The following is a 16,957-nucleotide window of genomic DNA, read 5'->3' as shown; positions in this document are numbered from 1 at the left end:
CGGATCCTGTGGAGATCTCGCCCCCAGAATGATCGCGGAAAACCAGAAGGCCGAGCCACATGGGCTCGGCCTTCTCTATTTGAACCAGATCCGTCGGATCCGGTCGGATCTGGTGAACAAACGCCCGGTCTTCCGGGTACGGCTATTGCCTCATGTGCACCTCAACGAGATCTCTCCACAGGATCCTGTGGAGAGATCCCTTAGCGGGCAGCGCTGAGGATCGCGCAGAGCTTGTCCAGCTCCTCGAAGCTTTCGTAGCTCACGACCAGCTTTCCGCTCTCGGCGCCCGGCGCATTCTGAATCGCGACCTTCATTCCGAGCGCTGCCGAGAGATCTCCCTCCAGCGCGCGCGTGTCGGCATCCTTCTGCGCCCCGCCAAATCCATTGAGACCCTGTTTCGGAGCTTTCTGTGTCTGTGGTTTGGCAAGCTGCTCGGCCTGGCGGACCGAAAGTTTGCGCCGGACGATCTCTTTCGCCAGCTCCTCAGGGTTCTCCGAGGTGATCAGCGTGCGGGCGTGACCCGCGGTCAGCTCGCCTTCGACCACCATGGTCTGTACCGACTCCGGCAGGTTCAGCAGACGCAGCAGGTTGGCAATGTGGCTGCGGCTCTTGCCGAGCGCTTCGGCAATCTTTTCCTGCGTATGCCCGAAGCGGTTCATCAGCTGCTTGTAGCCTGCCGCTTCTTCGATCGCGTTCAGATCCGCGCGCTGGATGTTCTCGATGATCGCAACTTCGAGCACTTCGATGTCGTCGAACTCGCGGACGAGCGCCGGCACCTCGTGGAGCTGCGCCATCTGCGCGGCGCGCCAGCGGCGCTCGCCGGCGACGATCTCGAAGTCCCCTTCCGAACCGGGCCTGGGACGCACGATGATCGGCTGGATAATGCCCTTCGCCCGAATCGATTCCGAAAGTTCGGTGAGCTGTTCGGACGTGAAGGTCCGGCGCGGCTGGTCCTTGTTCGGGAACAGCTTCTCGATCGGGATCATCCGATCGGGCGTCCGCGGTGTTGCCTCTTCCTCGGCCACCACGGCCGGGCGCACATCCACATCCGACATCAGGGCCGACAGACCCCGCCCGAGTCCCCGACGCATTTCGCGTTTCTCTGCCATAACTGCCCTCTCGTCTCGAATTTGGTCTTATGCCGCCATCTGCGCATTGTTGCGCAGCAGCTCGTCGGCCAGCGCCCGATAAGCCAGCGCGCCCTTGGAATTGGTGTCATAGGTCAGCACGGGACACGCATAGGACGGCGCTTCGCTCACCCGAACGTTGCGCGGGATCACCGTGGTGAACACCAGGTCGCCAAGGTTGGCGCGCGCGTCTTCCTCGACCATGCGGGAGAGATTGTTGCGGGCGTCGAACATGGTCAGCACCACGCCCTCGATGCGCAGGTCCGGGTTCGCGCTCTGGCGGACCTCACGGATTGTCAGCATCAACTGCGACAGACCCTCCAGAGCGAAAAATTCGCTCTGCAGGGGCACCAGGATCGAATGCGCCGCGACCATCGCGTTGACCGTCAGAAGGTTCAGCGAGGGCGGGCAGTCGATCAGGATGTAATCGAAGCCGAATTGCGCCATGTCCGCCTGGCGCAGGGCGTCATGCAGAAGGAAGCTCCGCTTCTCGTTCGCCACCAGTTCGATGTCGGCCGACGCCAGATCCACCGTCGCCGGGATCAGTTTAAGGTTCGCCGTCTCGGTTTCGAGGATCATGTCCGACAGCGGCGCATCCTCGAGCAACAGCTCGTAGGCGGTATATTCCCTTGCCTCAGGCTCGATACCCAGACCGGTCGACGAGTTCCCCTGCGGATCGAGATCGACGATCAGCACCTTCAACCCGCGTTCGGCCAGCGCCGCGCCAAGGTTGATCGTCGTCGTGGTCTTGCCCACCCCGCCCTTCTGGTTGGCAATGGCAACGATCTTGGCCGCGCCGGGCCGGAAGGAATCAGACATGAGTCAGCGCTCCGATTTGCAAGACAACCGCGTTGGGATCCGTAAGACTTGTATGCCGTACCAGATCAAACTGCCACATCTTGCGTGCGTCCGCGATTTCTTTTTCCGCTTGCGCCCCCTTGGGAAAGAGCGCCGTGCCATTCTCGCACAGGTGACGCTGGGCAAAGCCCAAAAGTTTGTCGAGCGAGGCCAGAGCGCGGGCGCTGAGCAAATCCACGCCAAGCGGCGGAATTTCCTCAATCCGCTGCGCCTCGACCTTGGCCTCGACGCCGGTTTCCCGCAGCACTGTCCGCAGGAAAGCACATTTCCGCTGGTCGCTTTCCACCAGGGTAACGATCATCTCGGGCGCGAACTCCGCGCGCAAGATCGCAACCACAAGGCCGGGAAAGCCGCCGCCAACACCGAGATCCGCCCAATGCTGGGGATATTCCTGTGGAATACTCCAGACCTGCGCGGAATCAACGATATGCCGGGTCCAAGCCTCCTCCAGCGTGGTCGGCGAAACCAGGTTGATGCGCGGGTTCCACTTGTGAAGCAGGTCCATGTAATGCTCGAGGCGGTCGCATGTTTCACGTGAAACACTGAGCCCGCCTCCAAGGTCCAGAGATCTCATGCGCTGCGGGCCCGGTCGTTGCGGCGGAGCCTGATCAGCAACAGGGACAGCGCCGCGGGGGTCATCCCGTCAACCTTTGCCGCTTGCGCCAACGTGGACGGCTTCGCCCGAGCAAGCTTCTGCTTTAACTCCGTCGACAGTCCTTCGATCGTCGAAAAATCGAAATCAGACGGCACCTGGTAGGTCTCATCGCGCTTCAACGCCTCGACGTCGCGCTTCTGGCGGTCGATATAGTTCGCATAAAGCGCGTCCTTTTCGAGCTGCGCCCCGATCTCGTCTTCGATCGCCGAAATCTCTGGCACGTGGCCGCGCAGGAACTCCATCGAGATATCCGGGAACGACAAAAGCTGGAAAAGGCTGCGGCGCGCGCCGTCGGCGTTCATCTTGAGCCCGAGATCGCCCAGCTCGCGCGGCGTCATCGTGATGCTTTCGAGCACGCCCCTGCCCTCTTCCAGTTTCTCGGACTTCTCGAGGAACGCGCGTTTGCGCTCTTTGGAGACGCATCCGAGCGCCATTGCCATCGGGGTCAGCCGCTGATCGGCGTTGTCCGCCCGCAGCGACAGGCGGAATTCGGCGCGCGAGGTGAACATGCGGTAGGGCTCGGTCACGCCCCGCGACGTCAGGTCATCAACCATGACGCCGATATAGCTGTCGGCCCGGCTAAAGGTGATCTCTCCGCGGCCAAGGCTCTCCGAAGCCGCATTCAGACCCGCGACCATGCCCTGTGCCGCGGCTTCTTCGTAGCCGGTCGTCCCGTTGATCTGACCGGCAAGGTAGAGACCTGACACGGCTTTCACCGAAAGGCGAAGGTCCAGGGCGCGGGGATCGACAAAATCATACTCGATCGCATAGCCCGGCTGAAGGATCCTTGCCTGTTCAAGGCCGACGATCGAATGGACATAGGCCTCCTGCACATCCTCGGGCAAGGAGGTCGAAATCCCGTTCGGATAAACCGTGTGGTCGTCAAGTCCTTCCGGTTCAAGGAAAATTTGATGCGATTCCTTATCCGCGAAGCGCACGATCTTGTCCTCGATAGAGGGACAGTAGCGCGGCCCGATCCCTTCGATATGGCCACCGTACATCGCGGATCGGGAAAGGTTGTCGCGGATCAGCTCGTGCGTGCGGCTGTTGGTATGGGTGATGCCGCAGGAGATCTGGCGGACCAAAGGCATCTTCGAGAGGAAAGAGAACAGCGCCGGATCCTCGTCGCCCGGTTGGCTGTCGAGGATGTCCCAGTTGATTGTGCGTCCGTCGAGCCGCGGCGGCGTGCCTGTCTTCAAACGCCCCAGCGGCAATGCCATCGCATCGAGCCGTTCGGCGAGCTTGACCGCGGGCTTGTCTCCCATGCGGCCGCCGGGCCGTTTCTGGTCTCCGATGTGGATGACACCGCGCAGGAATGTGCCGGTGGTCAGCACCACGGCGGCGCTGCGCGCTTCCGATCCGTCAGCGAGAACCACACCCTGGACGAGATCCCCGTCCATGATCAGGTCTGTCACCTCGCCTTCCAGGATGGTCAGATTGGGGGCGGCTTCCATCTCGCGCAGCATCGCCTCGCGATAGAGCTTCCGGTCCGCCTGCGTACGCGGTCCCTGCACTGCGGGTCCCTTGCGGCGGTTGAGGAGCCGGAACTGGATGCCCGCCTGATCCGCAACGCGGCCCATCACGCCATCCATGGCGTCGATTTCGCGCACCAGATGGCCCTTTCCAAGCCCCCCGATGGCCGGATTGCACGACATGACCCCGATCCCGCCTCGGGTCAGGGTTACAAGCGCCGTTTTTGCACCCATACGCGCCGAAGCCGCGGCGGCCTCGGTGCCCGCATGTCCGCCGCCGACAACGACGACATCAAAATCGAGTTGTTTCACGTGAAACACTCCTTACTTGCCCAGGCAGAAGCTCGAAAAGATCTTGTCCAGCAGATTTTCCACGTCGACGCGGCCGATCAGGGCCTCGAGGCGTCGAATCGCGACACGGACTTCCTCCGCAGCGATATCGTACCGCTCGGGCCCGAAATCAAGCAGTTCCAGCGCGGTCGTAAGCGCATCGGCGCCTTCCTGGAAGGCAATTCTATGCCGCTCGCGCGTCGCGAGACCACTGGTCTGCACCCGCGCGGACAGGGTGTTGCCGATTTCGGCGATCAGCGCTTCGATCCCCTGCCCGGTCGCGGCTGAAATCGCCAGCACGTCCCCGGAGAGATCTCCCTTCGACCGACGCACGATGTCGCCCTTGCGCGGAATGACATCGAGCGTCTCGTCCGCTTCGAGCAGGAAGACCCGCAGATCTGCCAGTTCAGCGCGGTCCCTCGCCCGTTGAATGCCGATTTTCTCCACCGGATCCGCTGCCTCGCGAAGCCCCGCCGTATCAAGAAGCGTTACCGGAAGGCCAGCGATCTCCATGCGGACCTCGATAACGTCGCGGGTGGTCCCCGCATGTTCCGAGGTGATGGCCGCGTCCCTACCAGCTAAGGTATTGAGAAGAGTTGATTTTCCGACATTCGGACGACCTATGATCGCAACCTCGAAGCCGGATCTGATGCGTTCCGCAGCGTCAATCCCGGCCAGTTCGCGGGCGACTTCCGCCTTCACCTTGAGGAGCGCGGCGCGCACGTCGTCGCTGACGTCGACCGGAACCTCCTCGTCGGCGAAATCGATGGTCACCTCGAGCAGAGAGGCGGCGAAAATCAGCTCTTCGCGCCAGAGATCGACCTTTTTTCCAAGCGCGCCGGCGAAAATCGTCATCGCCTGGCTGCGCTGGCTTTCGGTCTCGGCCTCGATCAGATCCGCGAGCGCCTCGACCTGGGTCAGATCCAGCCGGTCATGTTCCAACGCGCGCCGGGTGAATTCTCCCGGTTCCGCCTGACGAACACCGTCCATCGCTGCAAGTTCGCGAAGTACCGCGCGCAGGATCGCGATGCTGCCATGCAGATGAAACTCGACGACCTGTTCGCCGGTGAAACTCTTGCCTGCCTCGAATGTCAGGACCAGCGCCTCGTCGAGCACCTGCCCTGCCCCGTCGGTCAGCTTGCGCAGCGCGCTGCGGCGCGGCGCGGGTACATCGCCGCAAAGACGAGAACAGGCGTCCCATGCGGAGGGTCCGGAGACCCTCACCACGGAAACGCCTGCTTTGCCGACCGCGCTGGCAAGTGCGAAGATCGTGTCCATCCCCGCCTCCTTTGCGGTTTTTCTTTAGCTGTTCATCGAGTCGAAGAATTCGCCGTTTGTCTTGGTCTGCTTGAGCTTCGACAGCAGGAACTCGACCGCGTCGGTCGTGCCCATCGGGTTGAGGATCCGGCGCAGGACGAAGGTCTTCTGCAGGTCGACCTTGTCGGTGAGCAGATCCTCTTTCCGGGTGCCCGACTTGAGGATGTCGATCGCCGGGAAGACGCGCTTGTCGGCGACCTTGCGGTCGAGCACGATTTCCGAGTTACCGGTACCCTTGAATTCTTCGAAGATGACTTCGTCCATGCGCGAGCCGGTGTCGATCAGCGCGGTGGCGATGATGGTGAGCGAGCCGCCCTCTTCGATGTTCCGCGCCGCGCCGAAGAAGCGCTTCGGACGCTGCAGAGCGTTCGCATCGACACCACCGGTCAGAACCTTGCCCGACGACGGCACGACGGTGTTGAACGCCCTACCAAGTCTTGTGATCGAGTCGAGAAGAATCACAACATCTCGTTTATGTTCGACGAGGCGCTTGGCTTTCTCGATGACCATTTCCGACACGGCCACGTGACGGGTCGCCGGTTCGTCGAAGGTCGAGGAGACAACCTCGCCCTTCACCGAGCGCTGCATGTCGGTGACTTCCTCGGGACGTTCGTCGATCAGCAGAACGATGAGGTAGCACTCGGGGTGGTTCTTCTCGATCGAGTTGGCGATGTTCTGCAGCAGCACCGTCTTACCGGTCCGCGGCGGTGCCACGATGAGCGAACGCTGTCCCTTGCCGATCGGCGCGACCAGGTCGATGATCCGGGCCGACTTGTCCTTGATCGTCGGATCCTCGACTTCCATCTTCAGGCGCTCATCGGGATAGAGCGGCGTAAGGTTGTCGAAGGCGATCTTGTGGCGCGCGCGTTCCGGATCCTCGAAGTTGATCGCCGAGACGTCGACCAGCGCGAAGTAGCGCTCCTCGTTGTCGGGCGCGCGGATTTCGCCTTCGATGGTGTCGCCGGTGCGCAGCGAGTATTTCCGGATCATCTCGGGCGAGACATAGATGTCATCGGGGCCCGGCAGGTAGTTCGCCTCGGGCGAGCGCAGGAAGCCGAAGCCGTCCTGCAGCACCTCGAGCACGCCGTCGCCGAAGATGGTCCAGCCCTCGTCCGCGCGTTCGCGCAGGATCTGGAACATCATCTCGCCCTTGCGCATCGTCGAGGCGTTCTCGATCTCGAGCTCCTCGGCCATTGCCAGGAGATCCTTCGGGCTCTGCGCCTTCAGGTCGGACAGGTTCAGACGCTCGACGATATCGGCATCGGTCATGCATTCCTCCGGGCCGCGTTCGGCCGTCGCTTTCGCAGATTTCTGCGTGTGTCTTTCGGGAAGGTCCCACCAGAACAGGTGTTGAGAAGATGCCTATCCCCTCCCCCCCTCGAAGTCAATTCCTGGCCGGACACCGGGGGCCGGCCCGCTCTCTGAAAAAAATTTAGAAAGAAAAAGAAGAGATGATTTTGGTTAAGGGTAACCCGAGTCCGGTGGATCAAATGTTTCACGGAGCTCTGTCCACGGCGGATCTCTCTGTGGATAGATCTGCGGAGATCTGTCGGGCGGGCTTTGGGGGAATCGCCTTTCGGATCATGTAAATAAGGGCTATCAATCGTGTAAGCCCCGCTGGGGATAGATCTTTGAAAGATCTCAAGGGATCCGGTTCTCCACAGTGGGAAGTTATCAAAACCCACAGACTCAGGAATCACCACGACTCGGCGTAAGCCTCAGGAGATTTCCCCAGCCTTGAAACCGGGGGCGATTTTCCCCAGAAGCTTCCCCTGACAAAGACCCAAGACTGCGAACAGGTTTATCCCCATGAGTCTTCCGCTCGTCCTCGCCTCCGGCTCGCAGATCCGCGCCGATCTGCTGCGCGCCGCGGGCGTTCCCTTTGGAATAGAGGTGGCGCGCGTCGATGAATCGTCGATTCGCGACTCGCTGCTGGCGGAGGGCGCGCCGCCGCGTGACGTGGCGGACGCGCTGGCCGAGTACAAGGCGCGCAAGGTTTCCGACAAGAACCCCGGTGCACTGGTGCTGGGCTGTGACCAGGTGCTGAGCTGCAACGGCAAGCTCTACTCGAAGCCCAAGAGCCCCGAGGAGGCCCGCGTGCAGCTCATGGAGCTGCGGGACCAGCGGCTGCATCTTCTTTCGGCGGCGGTGATCTACGAGGGCGGCGAGCCGGTCTGGCGGCACGTCGGCGTGGCGCGGCTCAAGATGCGCGCCTTCTCCGAGGCCTATCTCGACGACTATATAGAGAGAAACTGGGAGAGCCTGCGCACATCGGTGGGCGGCTTCAAGCTGGAGGAGGAAGGCGTGCGTCTGTTCGCAAGCATCGAGGGCAGTCATTTCACCATTCTGGGCCTGCCCCTGCTGGAGCTTCTGGGGTTCCTGGAAGTGCGCGGGGTCATCGCAGGATGAGTGGCGAAAAGATCCCCCTGGCGGGCGTCATCGGCTCGCCCATAGCGCATTCGCGCTCGCCGCTGCTGCATGGGCACTGGCTGAAGACCTATGGTCTGCCGGGGCATTACATCCCGATGGACGTGCCGACGGCCAAGCTGCAGGAGACGCTGCGGCTGCTGCCTCAGATCGGCTTCGTCGGGGTGAACATCACCATTCCTCACAAGGAGCGGGTGATGGAGATCGCCGACGTGGTGTCGGACCGCGCGACGCTGATCGGCGCCGCGAACACGCTGACCTTCCGCGAGAACGGCACCATCTACGCCGACAATACCGACGGCTACGGCTTTATCGAGAACCTCAAGCAGAATGCGCCGGAGTGGCGGGCGGCAGCCGGTCCCGCCGTGGTGCTCGGCGCGGGCGGTGCGGCACGCGCGGTGATCACCGCGCTGCTCGAGGCCGGGGTGCCGAAACTCTATCTGTGCAACCGCACCCGCGTGCGGGCCGAGAAGCTGCGCGAGGATTTCGGCCAGCGCGTGCATGTCATCGACTGGGTGCATGCGGGCAATCTGCTGGAAGAGGCGAACACGGTGGTCAACACCAGCTCGCTCGGCATGGTCGGAAAGCCCGAACTGCGGGTGCCGCTGGACGGGCTGCGTCCGGGCACGCTGGTGACCGACATCGTCTACACGCCGCTGGAAACCCGGCTTCTGCGCATCGGGCGGGAGATGGGCTGCGTTTGCGTCGATGGTCTGGGCATGCTGCTGCACCAGGCGGTGCCGGGCTTCGAGCGCTGGTTCGGCAAGCGCCCTGTGGTGGATCAGGCGACCCGCGACGCGGTACTCTGATGCGCTTCCGTCTCGGCCTCACCGGCTCCATCGGCATGGGCAAGTCGCAGACCGCGGGTTTCTTCGCCGAGGCAGGCTGCCCTGTCTGGGACGCTGACGCGGCGGTGCACCGGCTCTATGGCAGGGGTGGCGCCGCGGTGGCGGCGATCGGCGCGGCGTTCCCGCAGGCCATCGTCGAAGGCGAGGTTTCACGTGAGGCTCTGCGCGGGATCATCGCGGCGGATCCCGGCGCGCTGAAGCGGATCGAGGCCATCGTGCATCCGCTGGTGCGGGCCGACCGCGCGGCCTTCGACAAGGCGCACCCCGAGGCGATCGGCGTCTTCGACATCCCCCTGCTCTACGAGACCGGCTCGGAAGCCGAATTCGACGCGGTGGTCTGCGTCACCATCCCCGAAGAGATCCAGCGCGAGCGGGTTCTGGCCCGCGGCACGATGAGCGCGGACGACCTCGACCGCATCCTTGCCCGGCAAATGCCGAACGCCGAGAAATGCGCCCGCGCGGATTACGTGATTACGACGGACACGCTGGACCATGCCCGCGCGCAGGTTCAGGATGTGCTGGAAGACATCGAAAGGCGGATCCATGCGTGAGATCGTACTCGACACCGAAACCACCGGCTTCGAGCCGGAACAGGGCGACCGCATCGTCGAGATCGGCGCGGTCGAGCTCTACAACCACGTGCCGACGGGCAAGGTCTACCACCAGTACATCAATCCCGAACGCGCGATGCCGCAGGAAGCCTTCGAGGTGCACGGGCTGGGCGACGACTTCCTGCGCGACAAGCCGGTGTTCGCCAAGATCGTCGACGAGTTCATCGCCTTCATCGGCACCGACGCCAAGCTGGTGATCCACAACGCCACATTCGACGTGAAATTCCTCAACGCAGAGCTGAAGTGGGCGAACCGACCACAACTTCCGAAAGATTGCGCCATCGACACGCTGATGATCGCGCGCAAGAAGTTCCCCGGCTCGCCCGCCTCGCTGGATGCGCTCTGCCGTCGCTTCGGCATCGACAACTCCAGCCGGACGCTGCACGGGGCGCTGCTCGACAGCGAGATCCTGGCCGAAGTCTATCTTGAACTGATTGGCGGCAAGCAGCCGGATCTGGTGCTGGCGCCCGTGTCCTCGGGCCGCAACAGCGCGGGCGGCGAGGAAGAGTGGCGTCCGCAACGGCGCGCGACACCGCTGCCGTCGCGGATCACCGAAGAAGAAAAGGCGGCTCACGCCGCCTTTGTCGAGAAACTCGGGGAAAAAGCGCTCTGGTCGCGGGGCTGAGGCCCCGCCACCCGGCCGGCGCTCAGGCGTCGAGCTTGCGCTCTTCGCCCGTTGCGGCGGTCGCTTGCTGCCGGCGCATGATCTCGTTGCGGTACAGGGCAACGAAGTCGATGGTTTCCAGGTTCAGCGGCGGGAAGCCCCCGTCGCGGGTCACGTCCGAGACGATGCGGCGCACGAAGGGGAAGAGCATCCGCGGGCATTCGATCAGCAGGAAGGGATGCAGCTGCTCTGCGGGCACGCCTTCGATGTTGAACACGCCGGCGTAGTCCAGTTCGAGCAGGAACAGCATGTCGGCGCTGGACTTCGACTTGGACTCGACCTTCAGCTTCAGAACGACTTCGTACTGGTTCTCGGCCGAGCGCTTCTTGGCGTCGAGGTTGACCTGCACCTGAACGTCGGGCTGGACCTCACCGCTCACGCCCTTCTGCGCGAGGATGTTCTCGAAGCTCATGTCGCGCACGAACTGCGCGAGCACGTTCATCTTCACCGCTGCCGGGGTCTGCTGCGCGTCCGCCGCGCCGTTTTCGCTGATTTCAGCCATGGAAAGCTCCTGTTGGATTTTCACCCGGAATAGCAGCCCCCGATTAACGGCTCAATGCTTAGTCCACCCTGACCCAGGGTGATTGGGTCTCTTGGAGCCGGGAATCTCGGTAAATTCCCCCTCGATCACATCATCTTGTGCGCGCGGGCCGGGCCGATAGGGCTCTGTCTGCGGCCGCGGTCCGTTCGACGGGCGGCCACCCATCTCGAAGCGCTGAACCTTGATGCGGCTCGAGACGTAGCGCATCACCGCGTCGCGGACCGCCGGGATCAGCAGGGCAAAGCCGCAGGCATCGGTGAAGAAGCCCGGCGTCAGCAGCAGCGCGCCCGAGAACAGGATCATCGCGCCATGCGCCAGCGGCCTGGTCGGATCCTGGAGCTGAGAGAAGGAGCTCTGCACATCGGTAAGCGCCCGCAGGCCCTCGCGCCGGACCAGTGCGGTGCCCAGAATGGCGGTCACCACGACGATCAGCAGCGTCGGCCAGAGCCCGATCAGCCCCCCGACCTGGATGAACAATGTGATCTCGATCAGCGGCACCGCGACGAATGCCAGAAATAGCCACATGGCCTCTCTCCTTTTCCGTGGCCGCGCACTGGTAGACTTGGCGCTGCCCAGTGCCTACATAGGAATGCGACAAAAGATTTTCCATGTTTTGCCCAAGAGGTGCCGATGAATATGCCGATCGTCCAGCTGCTGGTTCTTGCCGCGATCGCGATCTTCCTGATCCTGCGTCTGCGGAGCGTGCTGGGCACACGCGACGGGTTCGAGAAGCCTCCCGTGCAGGCATCTTCCCGGCGTGACGACAGCCGTCGCGACTTCGAGGTGATCGAGGGCGGACCGGACCATGACATCATCGACCATGCCCCCGAGGGCAGCCCCTCGGCCAAGGCGCTGGCCCGGATGAAGGCTGTCGAGCCGAGCTTCAACGTCGGCGAGTTCCTCGGCGGCGCGCGCGGTGCCTACGAGATGATCCTCATGGGTTTCGAGCGCGGCGAGGTTGAAGAACTGAAGCCGTTCCTTGCCGGGGATGTCTATGACAGCTTTGCCGAAGTGGTCGAAAGCCGCCGCCAGCAGGGCCTGACAATCGAGGCCGAATTCGTCGGCGTGCGCGAGATGTCCCTGGTCGAGGCGACCTTTGACGAGGTGAGCAAGCTGGCCGAGATCACCGTGCGCTACACCGGCGAGCTGACCTCGGTGGTGAAGGACGCGACCGGCACCGTGATCGAGGGCAGCCCGACGTCGGTGAAACGTCAGAAGGACGTCTGGACCTACGCCCGCAACATGGGTAGCGACGATCCGAACTGGCAGCTGGTCGCGACCGACGAATGAGGCGCGCGATCCGGGCGGCCGTGCTGACAGGAGCAATACTGGCAGGGACCATGGCCGCTGCGGAAAGCGACACCAGCTACGAGATCCTGAGCTTCGGCGATCTCGACGGATGGGCGACGGATGATCATTCCGCCGCCCTTTCGGTTTTTCTCAACACCTGCGGCGATATGACCGACCCGGACTGGCGCTCGCTCTGCGCGCTGGCCCGCGATGCCGGCGACCCGCGGGAGTTTTTCGAACTGTTTTTCCGCCCGGTGATGATCACCGGCGCGCCGGAAGACGCAGAGGAAGGCACCGGCGGGCTGTTCACCGGGTATTTCGAGCCTGAGATCGACGGCGCGTTGCAGCCCGATCCGCACTACAGCCACCCGATCTACCGACTGCCGCCCGAGATCGGCGAAACCGAGGGGCCATGGCTCACCCGGCGCGACATCGTCACCGGCGATGTGATGCAGGGCCGCGGGCTCGAGATCGCCTGGATCGCCGACCCGGTCGAGCTGTTCTTTCTGCAGGTGCAGGGCTCGGGCCGCATCCGCCTGCCTGATGGCCACCACCTGCGGGTCGGCTACGGCGGCGCCAACGGCCATCCCTACCGCTCGATCGGCAAGGAGCTGGTGGCGCGCGGGCTCTTCACGCTGCACGAGGTCTCGGCGCAGGTGATCAAGGCCTGGGTCCGCGCCAACCCCGAGGACGGGGCCGAGCTGCTGATGCACAACCCCTCCTACGTCTTCTTCCGTGAAGTGAACGAGGTGCCCGCCGAGCTGGGCCCGCTTGGCGCGATGAACCGCTCGATCACGCCGCTGCGGTCGATCGCCGTGGACCCGGCCTATGTGCCGTTGGGCGCGCCCGTGTGGATCGAGAAGGAGGGTGCTGAGCCCCTGCACCGCTTGATGATCGCGCAGGACACCGGATCGGCGATCAAGGGCCCGCAGCGCGCCGATGTCTTCATGGGCACCGGCGATGCGGCCGGGCGCAAGGCCGGCACGATGAAGGATCCGGGCCGCCTGGTGGTGCTGCTGCCGATCCAGCGCGCCTATGCGCTGCTGCCGGAGTCGGTGCTGTGAGCCGTCGCAAGCTGCGCCCCGACGAGGTCGAGCTCTGGGAGCTCGTCGCGCGCAGCGCCGAGAAGCTGCCGGGCCGCAAGGTGACCGCCGACATCCCTGCCCCGAAGCCGCTCAAGCTGCGCAAGCCGATGCTGCCCAGGGATCCGCTGCCCGATTTCGCGCTGGGCGTTCGCGCCCCGACGCCGCAGGAACGGCATGACTTCTATGCGTCGACCTCTGACCGGCTGTCGCAGGACCCGGTGCGGATGGATGCCAAGGCCTTTGGCCGACTCAAGCGCGGCAAGCTGCAACCGGAGGCGCGGCTCGACCTGCACGGCATGACGCTGGACCAGGCGCACCGCGAGCTGGCGGGCTTCATCCTTGGCACCCAGATGCGCGGCTTTCGCCTCGTTCTGGTGATCACCGGCAAGGGGATGCGCGAGGATCCGCACGACCCGATGCCGCGCCGTCGCGGTGTGCTGAAGACCCAGGTGCCGCAATGGCTGCGGATGCCGCCGCTCTCGGCCTGCGTGCTGCAGGTCTCGGAGGCGCATATCAAACACGGCGGCGGCGGCGCCTATTACGTCTATCTCAAGAAGCGGCGCTGAGGCGTCAGCCGAGGATCAGCTCGCCATGCTCGGCGAGGTAGATGCGCAACCAGGGGGTGAAGGACTCGGGCTCGGCGGCGATACGGGCGCGCAGCTCGGGCAGCGTCAGCCACAGGGTGTCCATCACCTCCTCGGCATTCGGCAGGGGCTCGATCCCTGCCCCGGCCTCGGCCACGAAGATGTCGACCAGCTCGTGCTCGGTCATGCCGCCGCCGACATCGGCGCGATACTCGACCTGGCCACGATGGAGCGGATTGAGTCCGCGCAGGCCCAGTTCCTCGTCCAGCCGCCGCAGCGCGCAGTCGCGCGGATCCTCGCTCCAATGCGGATGGGTGCAACAGGCATTCGCCCAAAGCCCCGGCGTGTGGTATTTCTCGAGCGCGCGGCGTTGCAGCAGGGTGCGGCCCTCGCGCATGACGAAGACCGAGACTGCCTTGTGGCGCAGCCCCTTGAAATGCACATCGAGCTTGTCCGCGGGAACCAGCGCTCCGTTGATCCATGCGGGAATGTCGTGGGCCATGCGGTGCCTCCATCTGAAGCGCTTGTTTCCTCGCTGCCCGTGCCAAGGTCAAGTCGCGGCATTTCGGGCATTCCGTCGCAGCGCATCGTGGCGCAGAGTAACCTAGAACGGTCCCCGGAGACGCGAAACTGGAGAATGGTATGTACAACAAGATGATACTTGGCATCGCGGCGGTGTTCATGGCGGCGTCCGCTCAGGCGGGTGATGCCGATGCGGGCAAGAAGCTCTTCGAACAGCGCTGCCGCGCCTGCCACATGATCCAAGCCGAGGACGGCACGCCGATCCAGAAAGGCGGCAAGACCGGGCCGAACCTCTACGGGGTCATCGGCCGCACGGCAGGCAGCGAGGACGGCTACCGCTACAAGGCGTCGATCGTCGAGGCCGGGCAAAAAGGGCTGGTCTGGGACGAGGCGAGCTTCACCGCCTACGTGCAGGACCCCTCGGGCTTCCTGCAGGAATATCTCGGCGATGGCGGCGCGCGCTCGGGCATGACCTTCAAGCTCAACAAGGGCATGGAAGATGTCTACGCCTACCTGGTCTCGGTGGCCGAGTAACACCGCGGGAATCACGGGCAGACGTGCAGGGGCGCCGCTAATCCGGCGCCCCTTTCCTTTTCCGCACCTCGCAACGCGCCCCGCAGAGCTGCGGACGGCATCGCGAAGACGCATGCACCGGGTCCTGAGCTGCGAAAAGGCCGGCACCTTTTGCGAGGTGCCGGCCCGGACATCAGACGCAGAGACGGTGTTGCCGCTCAGAAGGCGTTCGCCGCCGCAGCGGTGCGCTGCGTGGTCGTCACGCCGCTGTTGATGATGCTGAGCAGCGTCTGCAGGCCGGCCAGCGGGCTCTCGGTCGCGAGCACGACGTCATCGGGGTAGATCTGGAACTGCCGCGCGGCGAACAGCCCGTCTGCCGTGGTCATGTCGAAGGTGAAGACCACCTGCTGCATGTTCGGCCGGTTGGCCGAGGAACTCAGCTGCTTCGGGGTGTATTCGCGCAGCACCATCACGCCGGTGGGATCGGCGCGCACGTCGTAGAGGCCACCGATCAGCGACAGCGCCTCGAGCGCGTTGATGTCGTCCTTGGGGAAGGTCACCAGCGTCTGCCGCGACGAGGCGCCGATGCCGGTGAAGGTGCGGTAGTCCTCTTCGATGATCACCGAGTCACCGGGCATCAGCAGCGTGTTGTAGCGGCCGTCTTCCATCATCGTGCGGGCGGTGATCTCGTAGGTCGAGCCCTGCCGGATGAGCCGCACCAGCGGGTTCTTCAGCGTCGGGCTGACGCCCCCGGCGTCGGCGATCAGGCCGAAGATCTTGTAGTTGCGCGACGGCATCGGGTAGCTGCCGGGCTTGGCGACACCGCTGACCATCTCGATCGCGTTGCCACGGCCCTCGGTAAGGCTGACCTGCACCTGCGCGGTGGGAACGATCGCCTCGAGCTTCTCCTGGATGCGCTTGCGGGCCGACGCGGGGGTCATGCCACGGATGAAGACCTCGTCCACATAGGGCAGGAAGATCGCGCCATCGGCACCGACCTGCACGTTGGGCAGCACGGTGGATTTCTCGGCGGCGTTGGTCAGCAGCGAGTTTTCCTGGCTGTCCCAGATGCGGATGTCGACCAGGTCCCCGGCCTGGATCACGCTTTGCTCGGCCCCGGTCGCCGTGGCCAGCCACCGGTTCTCGAGCACCGAGCCGGTTTGCGGCCAGGCGGCGATCAGCGGCATGTTGGCGCGGGTGACCTCGACCACCTGGAAGCTGGGGTTGTCCTTGTCCGCCTGCTTGAGGATCTCGGATTGCACCGCGGCGCCGCGTGGCAGTGCACAGCCCGCCAGAAGAGCAAGGCTCGCGGCGAGGGCGATGAGGCTTCGCGATCGATTCAGCACGTTGGGCTCCGGGTCGTTCCAAGGGTTTCTAAAAATCTTATCAAGGGATAGACAGTTTCTTGACAGGGGAAAAGCCGCTTGCGCCCTGGGGGGGCCCGACTGGGCATTTCTTCGCGTGGCGTTGCGCGCTTGTTTGCAGGGGATGGATGGCGATGACGGTTTCGAAGCGCGGGCTCGACATTCTGCTCGCCGCGCTGCTGTTGCTTCTTCTGTCGCCGCTGATCCTTGGCATCGCCGCCGCGATCCTGATCCGCGATGGCCGGCCGGTGTTCTACCTGTCGGAGCGGATGAAGACGCCCGAGCAGGGCTTCCGGCTGTGGAAATTCCGCACCATGCGCCCCGATGTCGGCGATCGCGGCGTCTCGGGTGGTGACAAGATCACCCGTATCTCTGAAACGGGAAAATTTCTCAGGAGGCATCGGCTCGACGAGCTGCCGCAGCTCTGGAACATCCTGCGCGGCGATATCAGCTTCGTCGGACCGCGTCCGCCGCTGCGCCGCTACACCGAGATGTTCCCGGCGCTCTATGCCGAGGTGCTGCGCTCCCGGCCCGGTGTCACGGGGCTGGCCACCCTCGCCTTCCACCGCACCGAGGAGCGCCTGCTGGCGCCCTGCCGCGACGCCGACGAGACCGAGGCGGTCTACTGCCGGCGCTGCGTGCCGCGCAAGGCGCAGCTGGACCTGATCTACGCGCGCCGCCGGACCCTGTGCTACGACCTGAAACTGATGGCCGCGACGGTGATCAGGCGTATCGGGTTGCATTGACCG

Annotated in this window: 19 protein-coding genes; 9 read left to right on the top strand and 10 right to left on the bottom strand. The window is 64.1% G+C overall.

Annotation, left to right across the window (positions count from 1 at the left end; genetic code table 11):
* Positions 1-200: 200 nt before the first annotated feature.
* From IQ782_RS03725 to rho, 6 genes are read right to left on the bottom strand one after another with little or no spacing between them, the layout of a single operon-like run.
* Positions 201-1,109 carry a ParB/RepB/Spo0J family partition protein gene (locus IQ782_RS03725; RefSeq protein ID WP_194133282.1) on the bottom strand — a complete coding sequence of 303 codons (909 nt, stop codon included), beginning with the start codon at positions 1,107-1,109 and terminating at the stop codon, positions 201-203.
* A gap of 27 nt (positions 1,110-1,136) precedes the next feature.
* Positions 1,137-1,946, bottom strand: a complete 810-nt coding sequence (locus tag IQ782_RS03720; RefSeq protein WP_194133281.1) for a ParA family protein — start codon at positions 1,944-1,946, stop codon at positions 1,137-1,139.
* The gene (gene rsmG, locus IQ782_RS03715) at positions 1,939-2,559 is read right to left on the bottom strand and encodes a 16S rRNA (guanine(527)-N(7))-methyltransferase RsmG (protein WP_194133280.1); all 621 of its coding nucleotides are present in this window, start codon (positions 2,557-2,559) and stop codon (positions 1,939-1,941) included. Before rsmG ends, IQ782_RS03720 begins: the two co-directional genes overlap by 8 nt.
* Positions 2,556-4,433, bottom strand: a complete 1,878-nt coding sequence (gene mnmG / locus IQ782_RS03710) for a tRNA uridine-5-carboxymethylaminomethyl(34) synthesis enzyme MnmG (RefSeq protein WP_194133279.1) — start codon at positions 4,431-4,433, stop codon at positions 2,556-2,558. The genes rsmG and mnmG overlap by 4 nt, the downstream gene beginning before the upstream one ends.
* Before the next feature lie 3 nt (positions 4,434-4,436).
* Entirely contained in the window at positions 4,437-5,720 is a 1,284-nt protein-coding gene (gene mnmE / locus IQ782_RS03705; protein WP_194133278.1) for a tRNA uridine-5-carboxymethylaminomethyl(34) synthesis GTPase MnmE, read from the bottom strand.
* Between the two features lie 24 nt (positions 5,721-5,744).
* Complete coding sequence (gene rho, locus IQ782_RS03700) at positions 5,745-7,028, bottom strand: transcription termination factor Rho (RefSeq protein WP_194133277.1); 1,284 nt, start codon at positions 7,026-7,028, stop codon at positions 5,745-5,747.
* Between the two features lie 540 nt (positions 7,029-7,568).
* On the opposite strand from rho, the gene IQ782_RS03695 reads away from it, so the two are divergent.
* From IQ782_RS03695 to dnaQ, 4 genes are read left to right on the top strand one after another with little or no spacing between them, the layout of a single operon-like run.
* Entirely contained in the window at positions 7,569-8,168 is a 600-nt protein-coding gene (locus IQ782_RS03695) for a Maf family protein (RefSeq protein ID WP_194133276.1), read from the top strand.
* Positions 8,165-8,995, top strand: coding sequence for a shikimate dehydrogenase (locus tag IQ782_RS03690; protein WP_194133275.1), 831 nt, complete (start codon positions 8,165-8,167; stop codon positions 8,993-8,995). Before IQ782_RS03695 ends, IQ782_RS03690 begins: the two co-directional genes overlap by 4 nt.
* Complete coding sequence (coaE, locus tag IQ782_RS03685; protein ID WP_194133274.1) at positions 8,995-9,585, top strand: dephospho-CoA kinase; 591 nt, start codon at positions 8,995-8,997, stop codon at positions 9,583-9,585. Before IQ782_RS03690 ends, coaE begins: the two co-directional genes overlap by 1 nt.
* A complete protein-coding gene (gene dnaQ / locus IQ782_RS03680) occupies positions 9,578-10,270 on the top strand; it encodes a DNA polymerase III subunit epsilon (protein WP_194133273.1) in 693 nt (230 codons plus the stop codon). The genes coaE and dnaQ overlap by 8 nt, the downstream gene beginning before the upstream one ends.
* A gap of 22 nt (positions 10,271-10,292) precedes the next feature.
* Here the strand turns inward: dnaQ and secB are convergent, their stop codons facing one another.
* Both secB and IQ782_RS03670 read right to left on the bottom strand, forming a co-directional pair.
* Positions 10,293-10,802: a protein-export chaperone SecB gene (gene secB / locus IQ782_RS03675; protein ID WP_420832624.1), complete on the bottom strand. Its 510-nt coding sequence runs from the start codon at positions 10,800-10,802 to the stop codon at positions 10,293-10,295.
* Positions 10,803-10,862: 60 nt separating this feature from the next.
* The gene (locus tag IQ782_RS03670; RefSeq protein WP_194133271.1) at positions 10,863-11,375 is read right to left on the bottom strand and encodes an FxsA family protein; all 513 of its coding nucleotides are present in this window, start codon (positions 11,373-11,375) and stop codon (positions 10,863-10,865) included.
* A 105-nt stretch (positions 11,376-11,480) separates the two neighbouring features.
* Between IQ782_RS03670 and IQ782_RS03665 the strand changes: the two genes are divergently transcribed.
* Genes IQ782_RS03665 through IQ782_RS03655 form a run of 3 tightly spaced genes read left to right on the top strand, consistent with a single transcriptional unit; the run spans position 11,481 to position 13,791 of the window.
* Positions 11,481-12,140: a Tim44/TimA family putative adaptor protein gene (locus IQ782_RS03665; RefSeq protein WP_194133270.1), complete on the top strand. Its 660-nt coding sequence runs from the start codon at positions 11,481-11,483 to the stop codon at positions 12,138-12,140.
* Positions 12,137-13,204, top strand: a complete 1,068-nt coding sequence (gene mltA, locus IQ782_RS03660; protein WP_194133269.1) for a murein transglycosylase A — start codon at positions 12,137-12,139, stop codon at positions 13,202-13,204. Before IQ782_RS03665 ends, mltA begins: the two co-directional genes overlap by 4 nt.
* Positions 13,201-13,791, top strand: a complete 591-nt coding sequence (locus IQ782_RS03655; protein ID WP_194133268.1) for a Smr/MutS family protein — start codon at positions 13,201-13,203, stop codon at positions 13,789-13,791. Before mltA ends, IQ782_RS03655 begins: the two co-directional genes overlap by 4 nt.
* 4 nt (positions 13,792-13,795) lie before the next feature.
* On the opposite strand, the gene IQ782_RS03650 is transcribed toward IQ782_RS03655, so the two are convergent.
* Complete coding sequence (locus IQ782_RS03650) at positions 13,796-14,311, bottom strand: isopentenyl-diphosphate Delta-isomerase (RefSeq protein WP_194133267.1); 516 nt, start codon at positions 14,309-14,311, stop codon at positions 13,796-13,798.
* A gap of 140 nt (positions 14,312-14,451) precedes the next feature.
* On the opposite strand from IQ782_RS03650, the gene IQ782_RS03645 reads away from it, so the two are divergent.
* Positions 14,452-14,865, top strand: a complete 414-nt coding sequence (locus IQ782_RS03645; protein ID WP_194133266.1) for a c-type cytochrome — start codon at positions 14,452-14,454, stop codon at positions 14,863-14,865.
* A gap of 197 nt (positions 14,866-15,062) precedes the next feature.
* Here the strand turns inward: IQ782_RS03645 and IQ782_RS03640 are convergent, their stop codons facing one another.
* Positions 15,063-16,190 (bottom strand): polysaccharide biosynthesis/export family protein, encoded by a 1,128-nt coding sequence (locus tag IQ782_RS03640; protein WP_338092542.1) that lies wholly within the window; start codon positions 16,188-16,190, stop codon positions 15,063-15,065.
* Between the two features lie 152 nt (positions 16,191-16,342).
* Between IQ782_RS03640 and IQ782_RS03635 the strand changes: the two genes are divergently transcribed.
* On the top strand, positions 16,343-16,954 hold the full coding sequence (locus IQ782_RS03635; RefSeq protein ID WP_194133265.1) for a sugar transferase: 612 nt from the start codon (positions 16,343-16,345) through the stop codon (positions 16,952-16,954).
* The last annotated feature ends 3 nt before the right edge of the window (positions 16,955-16,957 follow it).

Source organism: Salipiger mangrovisoli (assembly GCF_015223355.1).
Taxonomy (GTDB): domain Bacteria; phylum Pseudomonadota; class Alphaproteobacteria; order Rhodobacterales; family Rhodobacteraceae; genus Salipiger; species Salipiger mangrovisoli.
This window is presented reverse-complemented; position numbering and strand designations above follow the sequence as displayed.

Excerpts from the sequence above, each read along its gene's own strand:
- IQ782_RS03725 (WP_194133282.1), bottom strand. The coding sequence starts at position 1,109 with ATGGCAGAGAAACGCGAAATGCGTCGGGGACTCGGGCGGGGTCTGTCG.
- IQ782_RS03720 (WP_194133281.1), bottom strand. The coding sequence starts at position 1,946 with ATGTCTGATTCCTTCCGGCCCGGCGCGGCCAAGATCGTTGCCATTGCC.
- rsmG (WP_194133280.1), bottom strand. The coding sequence starts at position 2,559 with ATGAGATCTCTGGACCTTGGAGGCGGGCTCAGTGTTTCACGTGAAACA.
- mnmE (WP_194133278.1), bottom strand. The coding sequence starts at position 5,720 with ATGGACACGATCTTCGCACTTGCCAGCGCGGTCGGCAAAGCAGGCGTT.
- rho (WP_194133277.1), bottom strand. The coding sequence starts at position 7,028 with ATGACCGATGCCGATATCGTCGAGCGTCTGAACCTGTCCGACCTGAAG.
- IQ782_RS03695 (WP_194133276.1), top strand. The coding sequence starts at position 7,569 with ATGAGTCTTCCGCTCGTCCTCGCCTCCGGCTCGCAGATCCGCGCCGAT.
- IQ782_RS03690 (WP_194133275.1), top strand. The coding sequence starts at position 8,165 with ATGAGTGGCGAAAAGATCCCCCTGGCGGGCGTCATCGGCTCGCCCATA.
- coaE (WP_194133274.1), top strand. The coding sequence starts at position 8,995 with ATGCGCTTCCGTCTCGGCCTCACCGGCTCCATCGGCATGGGCAAGTCG.
- dnaQ (WP_194133273.1), top strand. The coding sequence starts at position 9,578 with ATGCGTGAGATCGTACTCGACACCGAAACCACCGGCTTCGAGCCGGAA.
- IQ782_RS03670 (WP_194133271.1), bottom strand. The coding sequence starts at position 11,375 with ATGTGGCTATTTCTGGCATTCGTCGCGGTGCCGCTGATCGAGATCACA.
- IQ782_RS03665 (WP_194133270.1), top strand. The coding sequence starts at position 11,481 with ATGAATATGCCGATCGTCCAGCTGCTGGTTCTTGCCGCGATCGCGATC.
- mltA (WP_194133269.1), top strand. The coding sequence starts at position 12,137 with ATGAGGCGCGCGATCCGGGCGGCCGTGCTGACAGGAGCAATACTGGCA.
- IQ782_RS03650 (WP_194133267.1), bottom strand. The coding sequence starts at position 14,311 with ATGGCCCACGACATTCCCGCATGGATCAACGGAGCGCTGGTTCCCGCG.
- IQ782_RS03645 (WP_194133266.1), top strand. The coding sequence starts at position 14,452 with ATGTACAACAAGATGATACTTGGCATCGCGGCGGTGTTCATGGCGGCG.
- IQ782_RS03635 (WP_194133265.1), top strand. The coding sequence starts at position 16,343 with ATGACGGTTTCGAAGCGCGGGCTCGACATTCTGCTCGCCGCGCTGCTG.